Raw genomic sequence first — 20050 nt, forward strand, 5'->3', positions numbered from 1 at the left:
AGTATTTGCGTGCGCCAACCTAGCCACAAAACAGCTTTACTTTTGATGATCATTGCGCCGACGATGTGGAGCACTGCCGGTGTCTTGTCACGTCAACTAGAATCTGCACGTGGATTTGAAGTGAGTTTTTGGCGAAGTTTTTTTGCCGCGATTTTTGTGCTCGCCGTATTGGCTTGGCAACACAAGTCACAGCTAGCAAAAAAAATAATGAGCCTCGGTGCTTATGGACTAGCATCAGGTTTTATGTGGGCAGCGATGTTCACTTGTTTCATGTTGGCTTTAACCATGACGACCGTGGCGAATGCTTTGATCGTCGAAAGTTTTGCACCTTTGCTGACAGCGATTTTTGCGTGGATTTTTTTGGCTGAAAAAATTCCCAATCGCACGTGGTTAGCAATTTTGGTCGCATTCGTTGGCATGCTGTGGATGTTTGTAGATGGCTTTTCCAAACTCGACGGTCGTGGCTTGATTGGTGTGATGCTGGCTCTGTGTGTGCCTTTTGCCGTTGCGGCGAATGTGATCATTCTGAAGAAAGGCGGACAGCACGTCGACTTAATTCCGGCGGTGCTTGTCGGTGGTGTGATTTCTGCCTTATTGATGCTGCCGTTTGCTTGGCCATTTTCCGCATCGAATCATGACATCTTGATTTTAGCGACCTTGGGCGTATTTCAGTTGGGCTTGCCTTGTATGATCATGGTGCATGCAGCGAAAGGCTTGAGCGCGCCTGAAATTTCATTGTTGTCTCTGCTGGAAGTGGTGTTGGGGCCATTTTGGGTTTGGCTGGCGATTGGTGAGGAACCTGCTAAAGCAACGCTACTTGGTGGCAGTATCGTCCTTGGCGCTTTGATCTTTAATGAGGTTATGGCGTTCCGTGAGGATAAGTTGAAAAATCAAACTTCTTCACGTTAGTGCGTTTGAGTTTGTCTGATCTCAAAAATTTTTATTAATCTTTCGCGGCTTGCTTGATGTGGAAAGTCGCTGTTTTTAAATGGTGTTGCTATGTCGAATTCATCTAGTTTACTCAAATCGCCAGAACTTTTGTTGCCTGCCGGCTCTTTAGAGAAAATGCATGCCGCCTTTGATTTTGGTGCAGATGCGGTGTATGCAGGTCAACCGCGTTACAGTTTGCGTGCGCGAAACAATGAGTTCTCGACGCTGGATATTTTGCAGCAAGGCATCGAGGGTGCGCATGCACGTGGTAAGTCTTTCTTTGTGGCGAGCAATATTTTTCCACATAACTCCAAACTGAAAACCTATCTGAATGATATGGAACCAGTCATCGCCATGAAGCCTGATGCTTTGATTATGGCGGACCCAGGTTTGATCATGATGGTGCGTGAAAAATGGCCAGAAGTGAACGTGCATTTGTCCGTGCAAGCGAATGCGGTGAATTGGGCTGACGTCAAGTTCTGGCAAAAAATGGGTTTAACGCGCGTGATCTTATCGCGCGAATTATCTTTAGACGAGATTGAAGAAATCAAGCAACGTTGTCCAGAAATGGAATTGGAAGTATTCGTCCATGGCGCTTTGTGTATCGCTTACTCCGGTCGTTGTTTATTGTCTGGCTACTTCAACCATCGCGATCCAAACCAAGGTACTTGCACCAATTCATGCCGTTGGGATTACAAAGTTGAAAATGCGACGGAGAACGAGACTGGTGATTTGCAACGCATTCCAGTCGAGACAATTAAATTCGATTTCAACAAGGCCTTGGAAGAAGCGAATCAGTCATTTTCTGCGATGGGCGATATGCAGCGCCATCCACTTGCTGATCGTCCTTATTTGATCGAAGAGGCCGGGCGACCAGGTAGTTTTATGCCTATCTTAGAAGATGAGCATGGCACTTACATTATGAATTCTAAGGACTTACGTGCGATTGAACATATCGAGCGTTTAACTAAAATTGGCGTCGATTCTTTGAAAGTCGAAGGTCGTACTAAGTCGCTTTATTACGTGGTTCGCACCGCGCAAGCATACCGTCGCGCGATTGATGATGCAGTTGCTGGACGTCCGTTTAACGAACGTTTATTGGGTGAACTGGATGGCTTGGCAAACCGTGGTTATACCGATGGTTTCTATCAACGTCATCATACGCAAGATCATCAAAATTATATGGAAGGCGTATCAAAAGCGCACCGTAGCCAGTATGTGGGCAATGTGCTGGCAATTGAAGATGGCTGGGCTGAAGTTGAGGTGAAAAATCGCTTTGCGGTGGGCGATAAGATCGAGGTCATTCATCCAAGTGGCAATGAAATTATCGATTTAGCGCAAATGAGAAATAAGCACAATGAAGCAATTGATGTAATTGGTGGTGCAGGCCACAAAGTGCGCATTCCACTTGATGCAAAATATGACAAAGCTTTGTTAGCGCGCATGCTGTAATTGCTCGCGTCGATAGAGGTAGGCGAATAACTGAGTGGCAGATTTGGGTAAAGAGTTAAGTAAAACATTTCTGCCACAATGATGATGGGCTGCTGCTTGTGGAAGCAAGTTGCAGCCCATTTTTATTAGCAAATTTTGATAAGATAATTTCGATAGGTGCGATACGTATCGAATTGAACTTTAGTGTAAGTGCACAGAGCCTTCAGGCGGTGCATCCTCAGGCATTTCAGGGTGAACCAAATCGCCTTCCGCATCGGCGTAAAGTGGCGCTTGGCAGTCTTCACAAAATTCCAAACCAAAAATGTCTTCTAAGATCAGAACTTGGCTAATACCACTTTCTTTCAATAATCTTGGAATTTCTCCTTCACGTTCATCCATCGTGCTATTGGATGGTCCAACCAAGGCATGAATTTCATCTTCTTGCTGATACAGTGGCCAGATCACGCCATAAATAATTTCAGATGCTTTTTTCAAAGTGAAGCCAACTCGAATCTCATCGACTTGACCAGGATGTGTCTCTGGACCGAAGCGACCAACGATCGCGCTTAACTCGCTGGCCTCTACGTTCAGTGTTTGGCATAAATAGAATACCGTGGCGCGAATAGATATCGGGCGTACCAAAATATCCGCTTCTCTGCAGGCTGAGTAGTAGGCTTCTGGTAGCAAAAATTCAAAACCGCAACCCGGAAGCAAATGTGCAATATCTGCATGGGCTCTTTGTTTCCATAACAGTAAAGCGGCTTCTTTGGCTTTGCTGATGTCGAAAGGTGAGGGAGTCATTTGCCACTGAAACAGTGGCGCATTGCTTGGTGCGAGAATTACCCCAAGCAAGTAACGACTATCGGCCAAAAACGGAACGGTTTTTGGCAAATCTTTCGGTGCAATGATTGCTTTATTTTGTAAAAAATGCTGCGCAGTCTGGTGTAATAATTCGTTAACCGCACAATGATCTTGCGGTAATTGGTCGATTGAGAACAAGTTAGGCAAGATGCAAACTTGAACACCCTTGCATAGCAAAGATTCTCGCCAACTCGTGGTTAATGATTTGATCAAATTTGTAGGAATCGAGCCCGAAGCGATATCAAATCGACTCCACGCCAAGATTGGTGCTGCCACCAACAAGATATCATAGCTAGTATCGCCGTCTTTGATTTGTCCTGAAGTGGCGATCGACTCGATCGCTTCGATCAATACTTCATAAGCGTCCGCTTGATTGGTAAAGACGTGTTCAGCCGCAGCATCCAAAATAGATTGGTGTTTGGCCTCTAAAATTTTAGCAATAAGCGTATCGAGTAAGGATTGCCAATCATTATCCTCAAGCCGGCTACCCGCCTGCGAGATCGCTTGTGAGAGATTGGCGATACGTAGTGCATCGCCAGCTAGTTTTTGAATTTTCTTTTTCGGTGCGCGTCGCATAATTGTTTTTATTCCTCATCGAGTTTGTAGTGCTGGCGCAGATGTTTATGGCAAATCAATCGCAAAAAAACAGCATTAAATCACGCTATTTTTTTCGCATATTGTGTTTGGCCAAACAAGATATCTTTTGCCTTACTATCGGTTAAAGGCTTTCGATAATCTGCAAGTACGGTAAGCGCTTTTTTTACCGCAGGTCTATCATTAATCTGATCAAACCAACGTTTTGTATTAGGGTAATCTGCCCAGTCAATTCCCTGATTCGCTGCTGAGCGAGCCCACGGGAAACAAGCAATATCAGCAACTGTGTAGTTGTCGCCGGCAAGATAGGATTGTTGTGCCAACTGATTTTCTAGCACTTGATAAAGTCGTTTCGCTTCATTGGTATAACGATCATAAGCGTAATCAATTTTCTCCGGCGCATAAATCCGAAAATGGTGTGCCTGCCCCAACATCGGGCCAAAACCACCAACTTGAAACATCAGCCACTGCAAAGTTTGATATTTTTCTCGATCACTTTGTCCTAGGAATCGTCCAACTTTGCTAGCTAAATAAATCAAGATCGCACCGGATTCAAATAAGGCGATGGGCTTTCCATCCGGGCCATCTGCGTCGACGATGGCCGGGATTTTATTATTTGGCGAAATGCCCAGAAACGCAGGTTTAAATTGATCTCCGGCACCGATATCAATTGGAATCGCGCGATAGCTCAAACCGCATTCCTCAAGCATGATATGGACTTTATGGCCATTCGGCGTGGGCCAAGAATAAACATCAATCATTGCAAGATCCTCCTGTAGTTGCTCGTGCTTCATTAGCGCGAATTGGAAATTGACTATTCGCATTGATTATATCCTGAGTCTCGCGATTCAGAATTCAGGTTCTTTCAATCCTTTTGTTGACGCTGGTGTTAGTGCGCTCAGAAGTTTGAAGTGCGGCCAGCAGTAGATAAAGGCAGATTCGATCTATGTATTAAAACAACAAAACAAATTAAAAACCAAAAGAGTTAAATTTTATCTAGACAAATCGATCTACATTATTCTGAGTTCCCATGAAAAAAAATGACGTTAGCAACACAAAGAAATCTAGCCCACCGAAACCAACGGCTGCTGAAATGGAGCTAATGCGTTTGCTGTGGGTTCTCGGTCCAGCTACCGCCAAACAAGTGCACGAAGCAGCAATGAAAGAGCGACCAGAAATCGCTTATGCCTCGGTTTTACGCATGCTTCAAGTGATGCACAGTAAAGGACAATTGCGACGTGATGAAAGTCAAAAAGCGCATGTGTATGCCGCTGTCGAAGAACAAGATACTTTGCAGACCAATCTAGTGAAAGATTTAATTCAAAAAGCATTTTCTGGTTCTGCCAAAGCTTTGGTGTTGGCGGCATTGCGGTCGCACGTTAGCAAAGAAGAGCGTGAAGAAATTCAAAAGTTCTTGCATGGAGATGATAAATGAATTTCGACTTCCAAATCATCACGCATGCGCTTGGTTGGGCGCTGATTCATTTTCTCTGGCAAGGACTTGCGATTGCTCTAGCTACAGCATTTTTGCTACAAATCAGCAGGAATGCTCGTGCACAAACACGTTATTTGATTGCATGTTTCAGTCTAGTAGCATGTGTTCTTGTGCCGATTTGGGAAGTGCTAACAAGCTTACAACCGACAGTTGAGTTTATTGGTGCGCAAGTGATCCCTAGTAGTTTTGCTGAAGCTAAAACAGCGTTAAGTTGGGCTGAACAAGTGCAGATATGGTTTCAGCTGCACATTGATCTCATCGTCATCGTATGGGCGATAGTGGTTGCCATGCTTGGCTTGCGACTATTGCTCGGCGTCGTTTGGTTACGGTCGTATAGCAACGGAGAGCGAGGTGTCAGTGATCCTTATTGGCAGCAAAAAACCGATCAGCTAGCTGCGCATTTTCAGATCGCCAAGCCTGTGCTTGTGCGTATTGTCGAAGAACTAGATAGCCCGATCACGATAGGGTGGATACGCCCGATGATTTTGATTCCTGCGTCACTTATTACTGGCATGACGCCGAGCTACCTGGAAGCGCTGATCGCGCACGAATTAGCCCACATTTCGCGCTTCGATTATCTGGTCAACTTTATTCAAAATCTGATTGAAATGGTTTTGTTTTTCCACCCAGCTGTATGGTGGATTTCAAAGAGAATCCGTATTGAACGCGAGAACATTGCGGATGATTTAGCGGCAAGTATGCTCGGCGAACCGCGGCGTCTAGCACTTGCATTACAAGAATTGGAATATCTCCAATTCACAACCCCTCAACTCGCCCAAGCGGCACATGGAGGAAATCTTATGTTAAGAATTAAACGATTAGTGCGTCCAGAAGCACAAAGTATCAGTTGGAAAACCGCGGTTACTGTGATTGGGATTAGTGCAGCATGCCTTGGTTTGGCGGCGCACGCAAATGTAGCTCCGATCCAGACAGCTAAATCTAATCAAGTGGTTCCAGCTAAGGAATTTATGGGAAGGTTGAATTTCCTCAATGATGGTTGTACCCCAGAATACCCCAAAGAATCTCTAGCGACGAAGGAGGTTGGAGTAACTAGACTAAAAGTTTTCATGGCGACTGATGGTCGTGTTGAAAAAGTTGACGTGTTGAAGTCGAGTGGCTGGCCAAATCTCGATAATGCTGTGAAGGGGAAATTATTAGCTGGAAAGTGCAAAGGCACGATCGTTATGTTCAAAGGCGTTCCTCAAGCCACAGTGTCACTTGTCGATTATGTTTGGAAACTCGATTAATTCAATTTAAGCGGCACATAAGCCTTGAACCCAAGGCTTATGGTATCGATGAAAACCATTTGTGATTGGAATTATTCGTGAAGCTATTATTAAAGAGTATTTGTAGCCGACTGTGTATTGTGTTGACTAATTTTGCGCTGGCATCATCACTACCAAACTATCCTTTTATCCATGCCACTGGTGAAGCTAGTTTGAGCCTGCGGCCAGATATTAGTGAAATTGATTTTGAACTGACGGAACTTTCTGCTGATCCCGAATTAACTTTAAGCATGATAGAAAAAAGCTCTGCCGATGTGATGGGATTGCTTGCATCGTATGCGGTGGATGCCAATGATATTGAAGCCGCAGAAATTAAAAAATATGTGAGTCCTGTGGAATATTTGGAAACGCCAGAGACAGCAAAGAAATATCGTTTGATGCGTAATTTCCGTGTGATTGTTAGAGACATTCAAAAATGGAATAGCATCGTCACAAGTTTATTGGCGAAACCTTATTTGGGAAATTTTTCTATTAATTTTGGACGTAGCGACATGGATAGGATTCAAGCGGATTTAGTCATGATGGCGACGGCCAACGCCAAAGAAAATGCGAAACGATTGGCGCAAGGTTTATCAGTACGTTTAGGTGTTGCGAATGGAGATTCTCAATCTCCACTCAAAAGTATTTCCACATTATTGGGTTTAGATGGTGCCGTTAAGAGAGAGGAAATTTCAGTGCAAAATAAACCGATTACGAAAGATTTTGCTGTGCCGGCTTGGCTGAAATTTAAACAAAATGTGGAAGTCGTATTTCGAATCAAGCCTTGATTTATTTTCTTTATTGCTCTCCCTTGATAGGAATTTAAGCCGGATTATGTGATGCGCTCCGGCTTCTTTATTGAGAAGAAAAGAGGAGATCAAAACAAATTTAAAACCCCATCCAAGCCAACAAAATTCAAAGCGACATTTGCTTGCGCACGCACGACGGGCTTAGCTCTGAACGCGACGGACAATCCCGAGACGCCCATCATCTTCAAATCATTGGCACCATCTCCCATGACAATCGCTTGTCGGGTGCTGATGCCAAGCTCTTGGCAAACCTTTTCGACGGTTCGTTTTTTTTCTTCGGCATCAACGATGGTGCCAACCACTTTGCCGGTCAATTTGTCATCGACAATTTCCAGTACATTGGCATGGCTGTAATCGAGATTTAAACGGGATTTGATTCTGTCTGTAAAAAATGTGAATCCGCCCGATACCAACAAGGTTTTCAAGCCCGCTTGTTGCACTCGCTTAAGCATATTTTCAGCACCGAGCGAGAGTTGTAGGCGTTGATCATAAACTTTTTGCAGTGCAGACGCATCCAGCCCTTTTAGCAAACCAACGCGGCGAATCAAGCTTTCTTGAAACTCGATTTCACCCCGCATTGCCGCTTCTGTGATTTCGGCTACTTGTGGTTTGAGACCTTGCATATCGGCGATTTCGTCTATGCATTCTATGGTGATTAAAGTGGAGTCCATATCCATCGCCACCAATTTAAATTCATTGAGTTGGCGTGACGGACCATGATAGACGTCTAGTTGCGCGTTTAAGCAAAGTTCTTGTATCGATTGCAGTATCGAGGCATCGCACTGTACATTTTCTAAACGAACTGCGTTGCTTTTTAGTGGAATGATTTTTTCTGCCGCCGACATGGTCGCGATACTTTGCACCGTTGCCGTATGCTGCGATAAGACGGCATTTAAGCCTTGTATGATTAAGTTCATATTGATTATTTAGAGGGCGCGGAAGACGAATGTAATGATTTCATCGTGCTCTTAATCTGTGCAACGCGCGCTGCAAGATCAGGCATGTTGGCACTGATGCGTAATTTGTCTTGTCCGTTTAGTTTGATATGTTTGTGCTTTTGTACCAACTCGATGATACGCATCGCATCAATTGGCGGTTGTGGTTCAAATTGCAGAGTTGCGGCTTCGCTATGTGCATCGATTTTAATAATGCCAAGCGGCTTTGCGGCAACGCGTAGTCGGTGTGTTTCTAATAGCGATTTGACTGGCTCTGGTAATTTGCCGAAGCGATCAATCATCTCTTCTTGTAGGTCATCGATAGCATCAAGTTTGTTGCAATTTGCTAGACGTTTATAGATCGATAAACGCTCGTGTACATCACCGCAGAAATCACTGGGTAAGAGAGCTGGGATGTGTAAATTAATTTCGGTTGTGGTCGAAAGTGGTGCTGCCAAGTCGGGTTCTTTACCGTTCTTTAAACTACGTACAGCTTCGTTAAGCATGTCTGAATACATTTGGAAACCAATCTCATGCATTTCTCCAGATTGATGGTCACCCAATACTTCACCGGCACCGCGAATCTCTAGATCATGCATGGCGAGATAGAAGCCACTACCCAATTCTTCCATCTGTTGAATGGCTTCTAAACGACGGTTGGCTTGTTTGGTTAAGCCTTGCACATCATGGACCAGCAGATAAGCGTAGGCTTGATGGTGGGAGCGACCAACACGACCACGTAGTTGATGCAACTGTGCTAGGCCAAATTTATCGGCACGATGCATGATGATGGTATTGGCACTTGGTACGTCGATACCGGTTTCGATAATCGTTGTACATAACAAGATGTTGTAACGTTGCGCAACGAAATCTCGCATGACGCGCTCTAGGTCACGTTCATTCATTTGACCGTGCCCAACCCCAATTCGTGCTTCAGGTAACAAGGCTTCCAGCATCGCTTTACGATTTTCTATCGTTTCAACCTCGTTGTGCAAAAAGTAAACTTGCCCACCGCGTTTAAGTTCGCGTAAACAGGCTTCGCGTATGACAGAATCACCTTCACTACGCACAAAAGTTTTGATCGCCAAGCGTTTTTGCGGTGCGGTGGCAATGATAGAGAAATCGCGTAACCCCTCTAATGCCATGCCCAAGGTACGAGGGATTGGAGTAGCGGTCAGGGTCAGTACATCAACCTCGGCGCGTAAGGCTTTTAAGCTTTCTTTTTGGCGTACACCAAAGCGGTGTTCTTCGTCGATAATCACTAAGCCTAGTCTTGAGAACTTGACGTCATCGGACAATAATTTATGTGTACCGATCACGATATCAACCGTGCCATCACCCATGCCTTTAATTGCTTGCGTGATTTCTTTACCGCTTCTGAAACGAGACAATTCAGCAATCTTGACTGGCCAATTGGCGAAACGGTCGGTGAACGTTTGAGCATGCTGTTCAGCGAGTAGGGTAGTTGGCGCTAAGATAGCAACTTGTTTGCCCCCCATCACCGCAACAAACGCAGCGCGTAATGCGACTTCGGTTTTGCCAAAACCAACGTCACCACAGATCAAGCGATCCATTGGTTTGCCGGAAGTCATATCACTAATTACCGCATTAATTGCTGCGGCTTGATCAGGGGTTTCATCGAAGCCGAAACTTTCTGCAAAGGCGGCATAATCGTGCGCTGAATATTCAAATGCATGACCGTGACGTAAAGCTCGGCGCGCGTATAAATTGAGTAATTCTGCGGCGGTATCACGAATTTGTTGTGCGGCTTTGCGCTTGGCTTTTTCCCATTGACCCGAACCGAGTGTATGTAAAGGGGCGTCATCCGGAGAAGCACCTGAATAGCGAGAGATCACATGTAGCTGCGACACAGGTACATATAACTTGGTATCTTTGGCATATTCCAAGTGCAAGAATTCGGTCTCGCCTTCGCCCAAATCCATGCTGATTAAGCCCATGTAACGACCGATGCCGTGGTTACTATGGACAACTGGGTCACCGATTTTTAATTCAGATAAGTCGCGCACCATGTGCTCGACTTGTGTCACCGCTTCTTGTTTCTTGCGACCGATACGTTTGCCCGAACCAGCGTATAACTCAGCCTCAGTGATGAAGGCAATATCCTGTAATTGAAAGCCAGCATGGATAGGTGCAACACCCAGAACTAATTTCGCGCTACTTGTGAGAAAGTCGGTGTAATCCTCACAGATACTGATATCGAGTTGAAAGTCGCGGAAATATTGTTGCAGGGTCTCGCGCCGACCAGCTGTTTCTGCACAGATGAGTACGCGTTTATCTGTTTGCAACAAATAAGAGCGCAAATTCGTTAAAGGGTCATCGGCGCGACGATTGACTGCGAGATCGGGTAAGAAGCTAGAAACTTCCGATGCCGCTCCACCATTTTGTATGATCCAGCGTGACTCTGATTTAAGTGTGGCGAAGAAATCTTCGTCACGCAAAAAGATCGATTCTGGTGCCAGAACTGGGCGCTCTCTGTCTGATTTTAAAAACTGATAACGCGAGCGGGTATCTGTCCAAAAGCGTTGTATCGCTTCTTCAATATTGCCAATTAAAACGTAATGCGTTTGCTGGGGCAAATAGTCAAATAAGGTGGCGGTCGATTCAAAAAATAAAGGCAAGTAGTACTCGATACCGGCAGAGGCGATGCCATTACCGATGTCTTTATAAACCGTGGAACGAGACGGATCGCCTTCAAACTGTTCGCGCCATCTGTTTCTGAATGCGCTGCGACCTGCTTCATCTATAGGAAACTCGCGTCCAGGCAACAGCCGAACTTCTTTTACTGGATAGAGTGAGCGCTGCGTATCGGCATCAAAGGTACGGATACTTTCGATACTGTCACCGAACAAATCTAGTCGATATGGCAGCACCGAACCCATAGGGAATAAGTCAATTAAACCACCACGCACCGAATATTCGCCGGGTGACATGACTTGTGAAACATGGGTGTAACCAGCCAGCGTTAATTGTGATTTGAGTTTGCTTTCATTAAGTGTTTCCCCCACTTTAAAGAAAAAGGTATAAGCCGCCAAAAATGAGGGTGGCGCCATTCTGACTAATGCCGTGGTCGCTGGAACGATCAAGACATCACAGTTGCCGCTATTGATTTCATATAAGGTCGCCAGACGCTCCGACACTAGATCTTGATGCGGTGAAAATGCATCGTAAGGCAGTGTTTCCCAATCTGGTAGCAAGTGACAGCGTAGTTCGGCAGCAAACCAAGGTAATTCGCTAAGCAAGCGTTGCGCATCGGCAGGGCTGGCGACGAAGACGGTTAAAAACCGTTGTTCAGCCTTTAGTTTGACCGCTGCTTGTGCAATTGCGTAAGAATCGGCTGAGCCATGCGTCGCGGGCAATACGAATCGTTGACCAGCTTTGGGTAGCGCTTTGATGAAATCGAAAGACATTAGATGTAAAGCAAGGAGTTCTGCTAATTCCTGCAAAACAGCCTGGAAGAGGCTTGCAAAAAGCCTAGAAAAAGCCCAGACGCAGGAATTGGCGGTTAAAATGAGCGTCAATTATAAACGATGCACAAGCAGCGCTACTTGTATCCTGAAAATGACCCAACAATCTTCTGATTTAGCTGATTTGTCCCAGCATTTGCCAACAGAAAATTCGCGCTATATTGCCCTGATTCCAGCTGCTGGCATCGGTGCGCGCATGGCGAGCAATATTCCTAAGCAGTACCTCAATTTAGCGGGAAAAACTGTATTGCAGCGCACCGTAGATTGTTTTCTGGCGTGTGAAAAAATCGAGCATGTTTTTGTCGTGGTTGGTGCTGAAGATGGCTATATTGATGCTGCCTTGCTCCCAGATCCAAAATTAACAATCTTAAACTGTGGCGGCATTACGAGACGAGATACGGTGCAGAATGGCTTGGAAGTGATACGCCAATTTAGTCATTTCCAAGACCATGATCAAGTGTTGGTGCATGACGCTGCAAGACCTGGCCTGACACCGATGTTGGTGGATAAATTGATTGAGGCGGTTGGAATTGATGTAAATGGTGGCTTATTGGCCTTGCCAGTCGTAGATACCGTTAAGCGTTGTATCGCTGGTCAGGTCGAAACGATTGATAGACAACATCTCTGGCTGGCGCAGACGCCACAAATGTTCACACTAGGATTATTGTCGCGTGCACTAACCATGGCAATTGAAGTTACCGATGAAGCTAGCGCAATCGAGGCCATAGGATATCACCCCAAATTGGTCGAAGGGACGATGCGAAATCGAAAACTCACCTTGCCTGAAGATCTAGAATTATTGAACTTATTTTTCAAAGCATCATGAATTCAAATGTAGAACAAACAAACCCGATGCCACCACCATTTCGTATCGGTCAGGGCTATGATTGTCATGCCTTAGTAGCAGGACGTAAATTAATTATTGGTGGCGTTGATATTCCCCACAAAACGGGCTTATTGGGACATTCTGATGCCGATGTATTGCTGCATGCAATTACTGATGCATTACTCGGAGCAGCGGCACTTGGTGATATTGGAAAATTATTCCCTGACACTGATGCCAAGTTTGCTGGTGCGGATTCGCGTGTGCTGTTAAGAGAGGCAATTGCACGTGTGCACGCAAGTGGCTACTTATTGGGAAATCTCGATGCCACGATTATTGCGCAACAACCGAAAATGGCGCCACATATTCCCAGCATGATTGCGAATATTGCGGCTGATTTGCAAGTGTCGTTAGCGCAAGTTAATATCAAAGCCAAGACCAATGAAAAGCTTGGATATCTAGGAAGAGAAGAGGGTATTGCTGCTGAAGCTGTTGCGCTGTTATACAAAGCTACACGATTTTAATTGTGCCTATGCTGCCCTCAAGACAGTCAACTGATTGACACTTAGAGTGAACAAATTTGTGATTGTAAGAACTAAGGAGAAAATGATGAAACGCGATATGTTAAAAGGGTTGTTAAAGCAATTACAGGATGGCTTACATACCACAGAACAGGTTGATGCTGAGATGCGCACCTTGTTACAGCATCTGCATCAAGATATCGAAACGGTATTGGCGAAAGATGAGAATCCAGATGATCCGCTGTATGCCGCATTGAGTGATCGTTCGCGCGCGATTTATGCCGAATTTGCAAGCAAACATCCCAAGTTGGAACCTGCATTGCGTGAGCTTGGCAGTATGTTAGAAAAAATGGGTGTGTAGTTTCGCCATGCAATCAATTTATTTTGTCCGCCTTGCTTGAGTAGCTTAGCTTGCAAACGCGGCTAACGTAGCTAACGCATAAAAACAAAAAAAGACGCCTAGGCGTCTTTTTTGTTGTGTCATCTATCGAGGCATCAAAACATTTATGTTGAGCCTTGATAGTTGAATTATTTAATGACAGCTTGTTTGATCAATGATTGTTGATACGCCTGTACTTTTTCCTGTACCAAGCTTTCACCGATTTGCTGCTTTACTTCATCCAATGTTGGCAACTTTAATGGACGTACATCATCCAATTTGATGACATGGTAGCCAACTTCGGTTTTTACTGGTGTTTCAGTAAATTGACCTTTTTTCAAAGACGCTAAAGCAGTTGCAAATGCAGGAGGAACGTTGGCTTGGGAAACCCAATCCAAGTCACCACCTTTTGCTGCAGAACCTGTATCTTTTGATTGTTTTGCCAATTCTTCAAATTTAGCGCCACCTTTTAATTTAGAGATAATCGCTTTTGCGTCATCTTCTTTTTCTACCAAGATGTGGAATGGATGGTACTCATTGTCACCATTTTGTGCTTTCCATTTATCGTATGCAGCTTTGATGTCTGCTTCAGATACTGGATTTTTTTCGACGTGCGCACGCATCAAAGCTTGAATCAAAATTTGTTGGCGAGCCATTTCGATTTGGATTTTGACATCTTCATTTTTCGAGTAGCCAGCTTTTTCTGCGGCTTGCAACAATACTTCAGTACCAACCAAACGGTCTTTAATCATAGCGCGCAATTGTGGCGTGTCTTTTTGACCTTGTGCCAAAGCTTGCTTTACAAATGGTTCTGCTTTTGAAGCAGGGATTGCTTTTCCATTGACCGTTGCCAAGTTCTGCGCCATCGCAGGGAATGCGGTTACTAGAAGTACAACCAGCAAATGAGCGGGTTTAAAAGTCATTATCTGTTCCTAAAATACAAAGTAAGTAAAACAAAAAACGGTTAATAAAAATGTTTAATTGGGTGTTTCTGAAGGACTTAAAGCTTGGATAACAAGTGCATGTATTTCCGTATGCATTAAATCGCCAACGGCATCATACACTAGTCGGTGACGAGAAATGCGATTTAAACCGTCAAATTTTTCGCTAATAATTGTCACAGAGAAATGTCCAGCTCCACTCGCTGCGCCAGCATGCCCTTTATGCGCGGCTGAATCATCTGTTATCTCGCATAGAGTCGGTTGAAGAGCCGCTTCTAGAGATTGTTGTATACGTTCCACGCGTGTACTCATTTGGGTTCCTGTATATGTTTAGCAAGAAAAAAGCTTTGTAAAATCAAAAAGACGGGCAGTGCACCAATCGAATACAACTTGAAGCTGACCCAAGTACTTTGTGAAAAATGAAAAGCGACATAGATATTGAGTGCGCCCATAACGACAAAGTAAACCGCCCACACAAGATTTAATTTACGCCAAATCGCATCTGCCATGATGATTTGCCCGCCCATCGCCATTTTCAATAAATTTTTATTAAATAGGAAATCACTGATTAAGAAAGCTGCGCCATAGCACCAGTAAATAATGGTCGGTTTCCATTTAATGAACGCATCATTCTGGAAATAAATGGTGGCACCGCCGAACACGGTGATGATAAAGAAGGAGATCCACAGCATCGCATCAACTTTTTTCTTGGAAACAAGGAGATAGCCAATCTGAATCACTGAGGCGACAATCGCTAGTGCTGTTGCTAATAAGATAGGTGCTTGTTCTAGTCCGACACCATTGCCCGCGGTGAAGTGAGACAAAACTTGGTTGGCTAATTGTTGTGAGGATTCTGCATTTTTTTCACCCCATTTATAGGTGATGAAAAAAAGAATTACTGGAAAGACGTCAAACAGGAATTTCATCATAGCGTTAATTTTTTGCTTTAAATTTGAGTGAAGCGGAGTTTATACAATAACGTAAGCGGGTTGGTGGAGGTCCGTCAGGAAAAACGTGTCCTAAATGAGCGTCGCAGATGTTACACACAATTTCGGTGCGCGTCATGCCATGCGAATGATCCGCGATCTCTCTTACATGTTGTGGATTGAGCGCCTTGAAATAACTTGGCCAGCCACAACCCGAATCAAATTTGGCGTCGGATTCAAAAAGAGGCGTCTCACAACAGACACAAGTGTAGATGCCGTGCTCATGATGATCCCAAAATTTGCCTGTGAACGCACGTTCAGTCGCAGCGTGTCGGGTTACTTGATATTCAATTTCAGATAATTGTTGGCGCCATTCGGCATCTGTTTTTTTGATTTTATCCATGATTTTTAGATCAATAAGTTAACTTGAGGTCGATGTCTGTTCGTTTTCGATGTTTCAGATTTCTTTATCTCGATAGTATGCATCAAGACGAGCAACTAACAGATAATTGCGCCGTCCAATCGGGTGGCTGCTGCGCATAGGATTCAAACTCACTTTGTTCGGCATAAGGATTCTCAAGAATTTGGCGCAATCGATTGATCTCACTAAAGTCTTTTTGTTCTGCTTTTTCGATTGCTTGCTGTGCTAAATAGTTACGCAATATGAACTTCGGATTAACTAAATTCATCTGTACCGATCGTTCTGCATCGATCGAATTTTCTTGCTGCAAACGTTGGCGATATCTGATTAGCCATTGATCGAGTTCATCGCGATTGATGAATAAATCACGCAGGGCATTTTCTTGAGGGCTTGCTTGGGAGGTGATTTTACTAAGTATTCTGAATGCTAAAGTAAAATCGGTTTTGGTTGTGGCCATGACGTCTAGATAGCTATCAAATAAATCTTGATCACCAGGTAACTCGATACGAAGCCCAAATTTTGGACGTAGTTTCTTTAGGTAAGATGACTCATAGTGTTCTACATAGCAAGACAACGCATCTTGGGCTGCATCGACATCGCCAATGAGGGGCAACAGCGCTTGCGCTAAAGCATGACAGTTCCATTGGCCGATACGCGGCTGCATTTGATACGCGTAACGACCTTGCGAGTCACTGTGATTGCAGATGTGACTTGGATCAAAGCCATCCATAAAACCAAAGGGGCCGTAGTCTAGCGTTAGTCCTAAAATCGACATGTTGTCGGTATTCAGTACACCATGCATAAATCCTACACACTGCCACTGTGCGACTAATTCAGCGGTTCTTTTTACAACCTCTTTCAATAATTCTTGATATGGATTTGCCAGCTCTTTCAAATGTGGATAATAGTTGTCGATCACAAAATCGGCGAGTTGTTGTAATTGTTCTGGCTTATTATTGTAGTACCAGTGTTCAAACGATCCGAAGCGAATGAAGCTTGGCGCGGTGCGCGTAACAATAGCTGTTTTTTCTGGCATCTCTCGCATCGTATATTGATCCGATCCAATAATGCATAGCGCACGTGAACTTGGAATTCCTAAGCCAGCCATCGCTTCAGAGCACAAAAATTCTCTTACTGAAGACCTTAAAACCGCGCGCCCATCACCCATCCGAGAGTAGGGCGTCGTGCCAGCCCCTTTTAGTTGAATCTCGTGCAGGTCTGATTGTGTTTCGTGAGCGCGGCTTGCATTCAGATCTCCCAATAAGATCGCACGACCATCGCCTAGTTGACCTGCCCATACACCAAACTGATGTCCTGAATAAACAGTAGCCAGAGGTTTGCTGCTGTGATGGACGCGATTGCCGCTAAATACTTCGACAAAATCCCGAGTGTTTGTCACAGCTGGATCAATTTCAAATTGCTTCAATAAGGAAGGACTCACCGCGATTAGATACGGTGATTTGACTGGAGTCGGTTGTAAGTGCGTATAAAACTGCGAACCCAAGCGCGAGAAACGATTTTGAAAATTTAGATTGAGTTGAGTTTTTAATTCTGAAGTATTCATGAATTTTAAGACGGTGCCAAAAATTGGTTTGCGCTATTTTGACAGAGAAGCCAAGTTCATGTTGAAACGGCGGCAGATCGAATGATCAGCCGCCGTTGTTGATTTTACTGCTAGGATTTCGTATTAGCTGCTCAGTCGTTCTACCACTTTGCAGCCATCGAGCAAGAATGACAAACTTATCACCAAGACGAGTTCACCTTCAGCTGAGCGTGCCGTTCCGGATATGCCTGGTGTTGAAATGCAGGTTAGAGGTTTAATCACTAAATCGGAAGTGCCATCAACTGAATCCACAGAAATGATATAGGGATTCGGTGCCGCAATCACAATGCCGACACGTTCCGTGCTCTTTTCATAGCCCAATACTTGTCCAAGTGAACGGATAGGTAGAGGACGACCGAGATCGCGCAATACTGGTTGGCCACCAACACTTTCGAAGGTTTCTGGCAACTCGACTACGCGTTGCACGGTTGACATTGGCAGCGCAAGCGAGGCACCTGCGGTACGCACTAACATCGTTGGAACAATCGATAGCTCGATAGGCAAGCGAATGATAAAGGTCGTTCCTTTACCAAGCTGTGAGTTAATACGGATGGCTCCGCGATGTCTCTCGACAGCCGTCTTGACCACGTCCATACCGACACCACGGCCAGAAACACTAGAAGCAACTTCCTTGGTGGAGAATCCAGGTAAGAATACCAATTGAAACGCTTCATCATCGCTGCGCGCTTCGTGTGAATTAATTAAGCCTTTAGAGATGGCTTTCTCGCGCAAACGATTGGCATCCATGCCTTTGCCGTCATCGGTCACTTCGATCATGACGCTGCTAGCTTCTTGCCATGCTTTGAGTAAGATTTTGGCGCGAGCTGGTTTGGTTGTTTGCGCACGTTCTTCGCTTGATTCAATACCGTGATCAAGTGAATTACGTAACATGTGCACTAAAGGATCATACAAACTATCGACGACCACGCGATCAACTTCAGTTTCAGCACCAGAAATTTCCAAATCGACTTCTTTGCCGAGATCTTTGGCAAGTTCGCGAATTAAACGTGGGAACTTCTGGAATAATCGACCTACTGGCTGCATCCGTGTTGCTAAGGTCGCTCGTTGCAATTCGGTGGAGTAGCGAGAAGCTCGATTTAACGTCTCTGTGAGCGCGGTCATCAAAGGCGCAGCATCGCCATCAAATGAAAACTGCGATAATTTCTCTAATAATACAGCTGCTTGATTTGCTGCCTGCACCGATTCACCCGCAACTTCAAGCAAAACGTCGAGCTTAACTGCATCAATACGAATACTTTCTTCTTTAACGGGCGCGTTCTGCTTGATTTCATTGCTTGCCAGAGAAGACTTAACTGCTTCTTGCTCTTGCTTGATGACGGGATTAACCACCGCCGGCTCAGGCAAGGTGCCTGCTGGAGTGACGGCGCGGTAATAAGCCTCCCAAGGAACTTCGCCTTCCGCTACTTCAACTTGCGCGGCCGGCGCGGCAACCGCACTGCTTACCTTAGGTTCAGTCGTTTTGCTTGATGGTGCACTTGAAGTTGACTTGCCTTCAATTGCGTCATTCAGCAATTGCTCCAGTGCGGCGGGCATGGTTGATAGCTGATCAGGATCTGTACCATTGGAGAGCGCAGTTAATTGATCAGAAACGAAACCGCTTGCCTCCAAAGCTGCTTCGATCGCGATCGGCGTGACTGGCGACTTACCCGTGCGCAAAGCATCAAATAAATTTTCCGTTAAGTGGCAGGCTGACACCATTGCCGTCAGGTTCATAAAACCCGCGCCACCTTTGATTGTATGAAAAGATCTAAATACCGCGTTGAGCGTATTCATATCCTCTGGATTTCGTTGCAAAGAGAGCAAATGCTCCTCTACATTGACGGCCAGATCTAATGCCTCAACGACAAATTCTTTGAGCATGTCATCCATTTAGAAACCCAAACTATCAAGTAGGTTGTCTACATCGTCCTGCTCGAGTGCCGCATTTGGAACGGACGGGCCTTCCATCAATTCAATGGCTTTTTCTTTCAATTCAGTTGGTGCATTATCGAGCAAGATTTGTGCTAGTTCGCGTTCAACTGCTTGCGTAATGATTAATACTTTTTTAATCAATTGGCCAGTTAAATCTTGGAAGTCTTGCGCCATCATAATGTCGAGCAGGCGAGCTTTTTCTGCATCGGTTGATGCCACAACTTTATTCGCGAAGGATTTTGAATCAGAAGCCAATAATTTAAAGTCATCAACACTCATCTTGCCACTGAAAAGGGCAGCCCAACGCTCATCGATATCTTTGGCGTTTTTCGCTAAACCGTCTTGTTCAGGAATGCCAGCATCGGTTGCATTTAATACTTTGTTGGCCGCTTGTTCTGTCAGTGTGGCGACGTATTCTAAGCGTCCTTGCGCGTCAGCGATTTGTGAAGCGACATCGGAAAGTGAGCGATCGTACCCGAGTTCACGCATGGAATCATGCATCATACGAACTAGGTTGCCCAAGCGATCAAACATGGGTTTTCCAGCTTGCCCACCATCTAGATTGAGCGACAATTTATTATGAGACTGATCGTGTGCTGGCGCTTCTGGCTCTGGCGCAGGAGTAGCTGGGGCACTTGTATCTCTCTGACTGGACATCTCTTCAAATAATGCATCTAGATCATCTGCTGAATCTGTCAT

19 protein-coding genes are annotated in these 20050 nt (G+C 44.9%); 8 read left to right on the forward strand and 11 right to left on the reverse strand.

Annotated elements, in window-relative coordinates; genetic code table 11:
- Window positions 1–9 precede the first annotated feature (9 nt).
- Together KDM92_RS00720 and trhP are read left to right on the forward strand one after the other, a co-directional pair.
- Window positions 10–909 (forward strand): DMT family transporter, encoded by a 900-nt coding sequence (locus KDM92_RS00720; RefSeq protein WP_329603108.1) that lies wholly within the window; start codon window positions 10–12, stop codon window positions 907–909.
- Between the two features lie 90 nt (window positions 910–999).
- A complete protein-coding gene (gene trhP / locus KDM92_RS00725) occupies window positions 1000–2382 on the forward strand; it encodes a prephenate-dependent tRNA uridine(34) hydroxylase TrhP (RefSeq protein ID WP_212682562.1) in 1383 nt (460 codons plus the stop codon).
- Window positions 2383–2562: 180 nt separating this feature from the next.
- On the opposite strand, the gene KDM92_RS00730 is transcribed toward trhP, so the two are convergent.
- Both KDM92_RS00730 and KDM92_RS00735 read right to left on the reverse strand, forming a co-directional pair.
- On the reverse strand, window positions 2563–3798 hold the full coding sequence (locus tag KDM92_RS00730; protein ID WP_212682563.1) for a DUF2863 family protein: 1236 nt from the start codon (window positions 3796–3798) through the stop codon (window positions 2563–2565).
- Window positions 3799–3878: 80 nt separating this feature from the next.
- Window positions 3879–4577 (reverse strand): glutathione binding-like protein, encoded by a 699-nt coding sequence (locus KDM92_RS00735; RefSeq protein ID WP_212682564.1) that lies wholly within the window; start codon window positions 4575–4577, stop codon window positions 3879–3881.
- A gap of 269 nt (window positions 4578–4846) precedes the next feature.
- Here KDM92_RS00735 and KDM92_RS00740 point away from each other — a divergent pair, with 269 nt between their 5' ends.
- From KDM92_RS00740 to KDM92_RS00750, 3 genes are all read left to right on the forward strand, one after another.
- Window positions 4847–5251 (forward strand): BlaI/MecI/CopY family transcriptional regulator, encoded by a 405-nt coding sequence (locus KDM92_RS00740; RefSeq protein ID WP_189344109.1) that lies wholly within the window; start codon window positions 4847–4849, stop codon window positions 5249–5251.
- On the forward strand, window positions 5248–6558 hold the full coding sequence (locus KDM92_RS00745; RefSeq protein WP_212682565.1) for a M56 family metallopeptidase: 1311 nt from the start codon (window positions 5248–5250) through the stop codon (window positions 6556–6558). The genes KDM92_RS00740 and KDM92_RS00745 overlap by 4 nt, the downstream gene beginning before the upstream one ends.
- A 77-nt stretch (window positions 6559–6635) precedes the next feature.
- Window positions 6636–7364, forward strand: a complete 729-nt coding sequence (locus KDM92_RS00750; RefSeq protein ID WP_212682566.1) for an SIMPL domain-containing protein — start codon at window positions 6636–6638, stop codon at window positions 7362–7364.
- A gap of 89 nt (window positions 7365–7453) precedes the next feature.
- Here the strand turns inward: KDM92_RS00750 and serB are convergent, their stop codons facing one another.
- Both serB and mfd read right to left on the reverse strand, forming a co-directional pair.
- Window positions 7454–8302: a phosphoserine phosphatase SerB gene (serB, locus tag KDM92_RS00755; RefSeq protein ID WP_212682567.1), complete on the reverse strand. Its 849-nt coding sequence runs from the start codon at window positions 8300–8302 to the stop codon at window positions 7454–7456.
- 5 nt (window positions 8303–8307) lie between these two features.
- Window positions 8308–11748, reverse strand: coding sequence for a transcription-repair coupling factor (gene mfd, locus KDM92_RS00760; RefSeq protein ID WP_212682568.1), 3441 nt, complete (start codon window positions 11746–11748; stop codon window positions 8308–8310).
- A gap of 151 nt (window positions 11749–11899) precedes the next feature.
- On the opposite strand from mfd, the gene ispD reads away from it, so the two are divergent.
- From ispD to KDM92_RS00775, 3 genes are all read left to right on the forward strand, one after another.
- Window positions 11900–12631, forward strand: a complete 732-nt coding sequence (ispD, locus tag KDM92_RS00765) for a 2-C-methyl-D-erythritol 4-phosphate cytidylyltransferase (RefSeq protein ID WP_212682569.1) — start codon at window positions 11900–11902, stop codon at window positions 12629–12631.
- Entirely contained in the window at window positions 12628–13152 is a 525-nt protein-coding gene (gene ispF / locus KDM92_RS00770; protein WP_329603109.1) for a 2-C-methyl-D-erythritol 2,4-cyclodiphosphate synthase, read from the forward strand. Before ispD ends, ispF begins: the two co-directional genes overlap by 4 nt.
- A gap of 85 nt (window positions 13153–13237) precedes the next feature.
- Window positions 13238–13510, forward strand: coding sequence for a DUF4404 family protein (locus KDM92_RS00775; protein WP_189344115.1), 273 nt, complete (start codon window positions 13238–13240; stop codon window positions 13508–13510).
- A gap of 167 nt (window positions 13511–13677) precedes the next feature.
- Here KDM92_RS00775 and KDM92_RS00780 read toward each other — a convergent pair whose 3' ends face one another.
- The 7 genes from KDM92_RS00780 to KDM92_RS00810 all read right to left on the reverse strand — a co-directional run bounded on the left by KDM92_RS00780 (window position 13678) and on the right by KDM92_RS00810 (window position 20050).
- Entirely contained in the window at window positions 13678–14451 is a 774-nt protein-coding gene (locus KDM92_RS00780) for a peptidylprolyl isomerase (RefSeq protein WP_189344116.1), read from the reverse strand.
- A gap of 54 nt (window positions 14452–14505) precedes the next feature.
- Window positions 14506–14781 carry a BolA family protein gene (locus tag KDM92_RS00785; RefSeq protein WP_212682570.1) on the reverse strand — a complete coding sequence of 92 codons (276 nt, stop codon included), beginning with the start codon at window positions 14779–14781 and terminating at the stop codon, window positions 14506–14508.
- Window positions 14778–15395 (reverse strand): septation protein A, encoded by a 618-nt coding sequence (locus KDM92_RS00790; RefSeq protein WP_212682571.1) that lies wholly within the window; start codon window positions 15393–15395, stop codon window positions 14778–14780. The genes KDM92_RS00785 and KDM92_RS00790 overlap by 4 nt, the downstream gene beginning before the upstream one ends.
- Window positions 15396–15402: 7 nt before the next feature.
- Window positions 15403–15798 (reverse strand): peptide-methionine (R)-S-oxide reductase MsrB, encoded by a 396-nt coding sequence (gene msrB / locus KDM92_RS00795; RefSeq protein WP_230408102.1) that lies wholly within the window; start codon window positions 15796–15798, stop codon window positions 15403–15405.
- A gap of 82 nt (window positions 15799–15880) precedes the next feature.
- Entirely contained in the window at window positions 15881–17380 is a 1500-nt protein-coding gene (locus KDM92_RS00800) for a protein adenylyltransferase SelO (protein WP_212682572.1), read from the reverse strand.
- Window positions 17381–17503: 123 nt separating this feature from the next.
- A complete protein-coding gene (locus KDM92_RS00805) occupies window positions 17504–19309 on the reverse strand; it encodes a chemotaxis protein CheA (protein ID WP_212682573.1) in 1806 nt (601 codons plus the stop codon).
- On the reverse strand, window positions 19310–20050 hold the full coding sequence (locus tag KDM92_RS00810; RefSeq protein ID WP_212682574.1) for a protein phosphatase CheZ: 741 nt from the start codon (window positions 20048–20050) through the stop codon (window positions 19310–19312).

This window comes from Affinundibacterium baiyunense (genome assembly GCF_018139645.1).
In the GTDB taxonomy this organism is placed as follows: domain Bacteria; phylum Pseudomonadota; class Gammaproteobacteria; order Burkholderiales; family Burkholderiaceae_D; genus Undibacterium; species Undibacterium baiyunense.

Bases quoted from the DNA above. Each gene is read 5' to 3' on its own strand.
- ispD (WP_212682569.1), top strand. From the start codon at position 11,900: ATGACCCAACAATCTTCTGATTTAGCTGATTTGTCCCAGCATTTGCCA.
- mfd (WP_212682568.1), bottom strand. From the start codon at position 11,748: ATGTCTTTCGATTTCATCAAAGCGCTACCCAAAGCTGGTCAACGATTC.
- msrB (WP_230408102.1), bottom strand. From the start codon at position 15,798: ATGGATAAAATCAAAAAAACAGATGCCGAATGGCGCCAACAATTATCT.
- KDM92_RS00810 (WP_212682574.1), bottom strand. From the start codon at position 20,050: ATGACAGATTCAGCAGATGATCTAGATGCATTATTTGAAGAGATGTCC.
- trhP (WP_212682562.1), top strand. From the start codon at position 1,000: ATGTCGAATTCATCTAGTTTACTCAAATCGCCAGAACTTTTGTTGCCT.
- serB (WP_212682567.1), bottom strand. From the start codon at position 8,302: ATGAACTTAATCATACAAGGCTTAAATGCCGTCTTATCGCAGCATACG.
- KDM92_RS00745 (WP_212682565.1), top strand. From the start codon at position 5,248: ATGAATTTCGACTTCCAAATCATCACGCATGCGCTTGGTTGGGCGCTG.
- ispF (WP_329603109.1), top strand. From the start codon at position 12,628: ATGAATTCAAATGTAGAACAAACAAACCCGATGCCACCACCATTTCGT.
- KDM92_RS00780 (WP_189344116.1), bottom strand. From the start codon at position 14,451: ATGACTTTTAAACCCGCTCATTTGCTGGTTGTACTTCTAGTAACCGCA.
- KDM92_RS00740 (WP_189344109.1), top strand. From the start codon at position 4,847: ATGAAAAAAAATGACGTTAGCAACACAAAGAAATCTAGCCCACCGAAA.
- KDM92_RS00785 (WP_212682570.1), bottom strand. From the start codon at position 14,781: ATGAGTACACGCGTGGAACGTATACAACAATCTCTAGAAGCGGCTCTT.
- KDM92_RS00735 (WP_212682564.1), bottom strand. From the start codon at position 4,577: ATGATTGATGTTTATTCTTGGCCCACGCCGAATGGCCATAAAGTCCAT.
- KDM92_RS00805 (WP_212682573.1), bottom strand. From the start codon at position 19,309: ATGGATGACATGCTCAAAGAATTTGTCGTTGAGGCATTAGATCTGGCC.
- KDM92_RS00730 (WP_212682563.1), bottom strand. From the start codon at position 3,798: ATGCGACGCGCACCGAAAAAGAAAATTCAAAAACTAGCTGGCGATGCA.
- KDM92_RS00800 (WP_212682572.1), bottom strand. From the start codon at position 17,380: ATGAATACTTCAGAATTAAAAACTCAACTCAATCTAAATTTTCAAAAT.
- KDM92_RS00775 (WP_189344115.1), top strand. From the start codon at position 13,238: ATGAAACGCGATATGTTAAAAGGGTTGTTAAAGCAATTACAGGATGGC.
- KDM92_RS00790 (WP_212682571.1), bottom strand. From the start codon at position 15,395: ATGAAATTCCTGTTTGACGTCTTTCCAGTAATTCTTTTTTTCATCACC.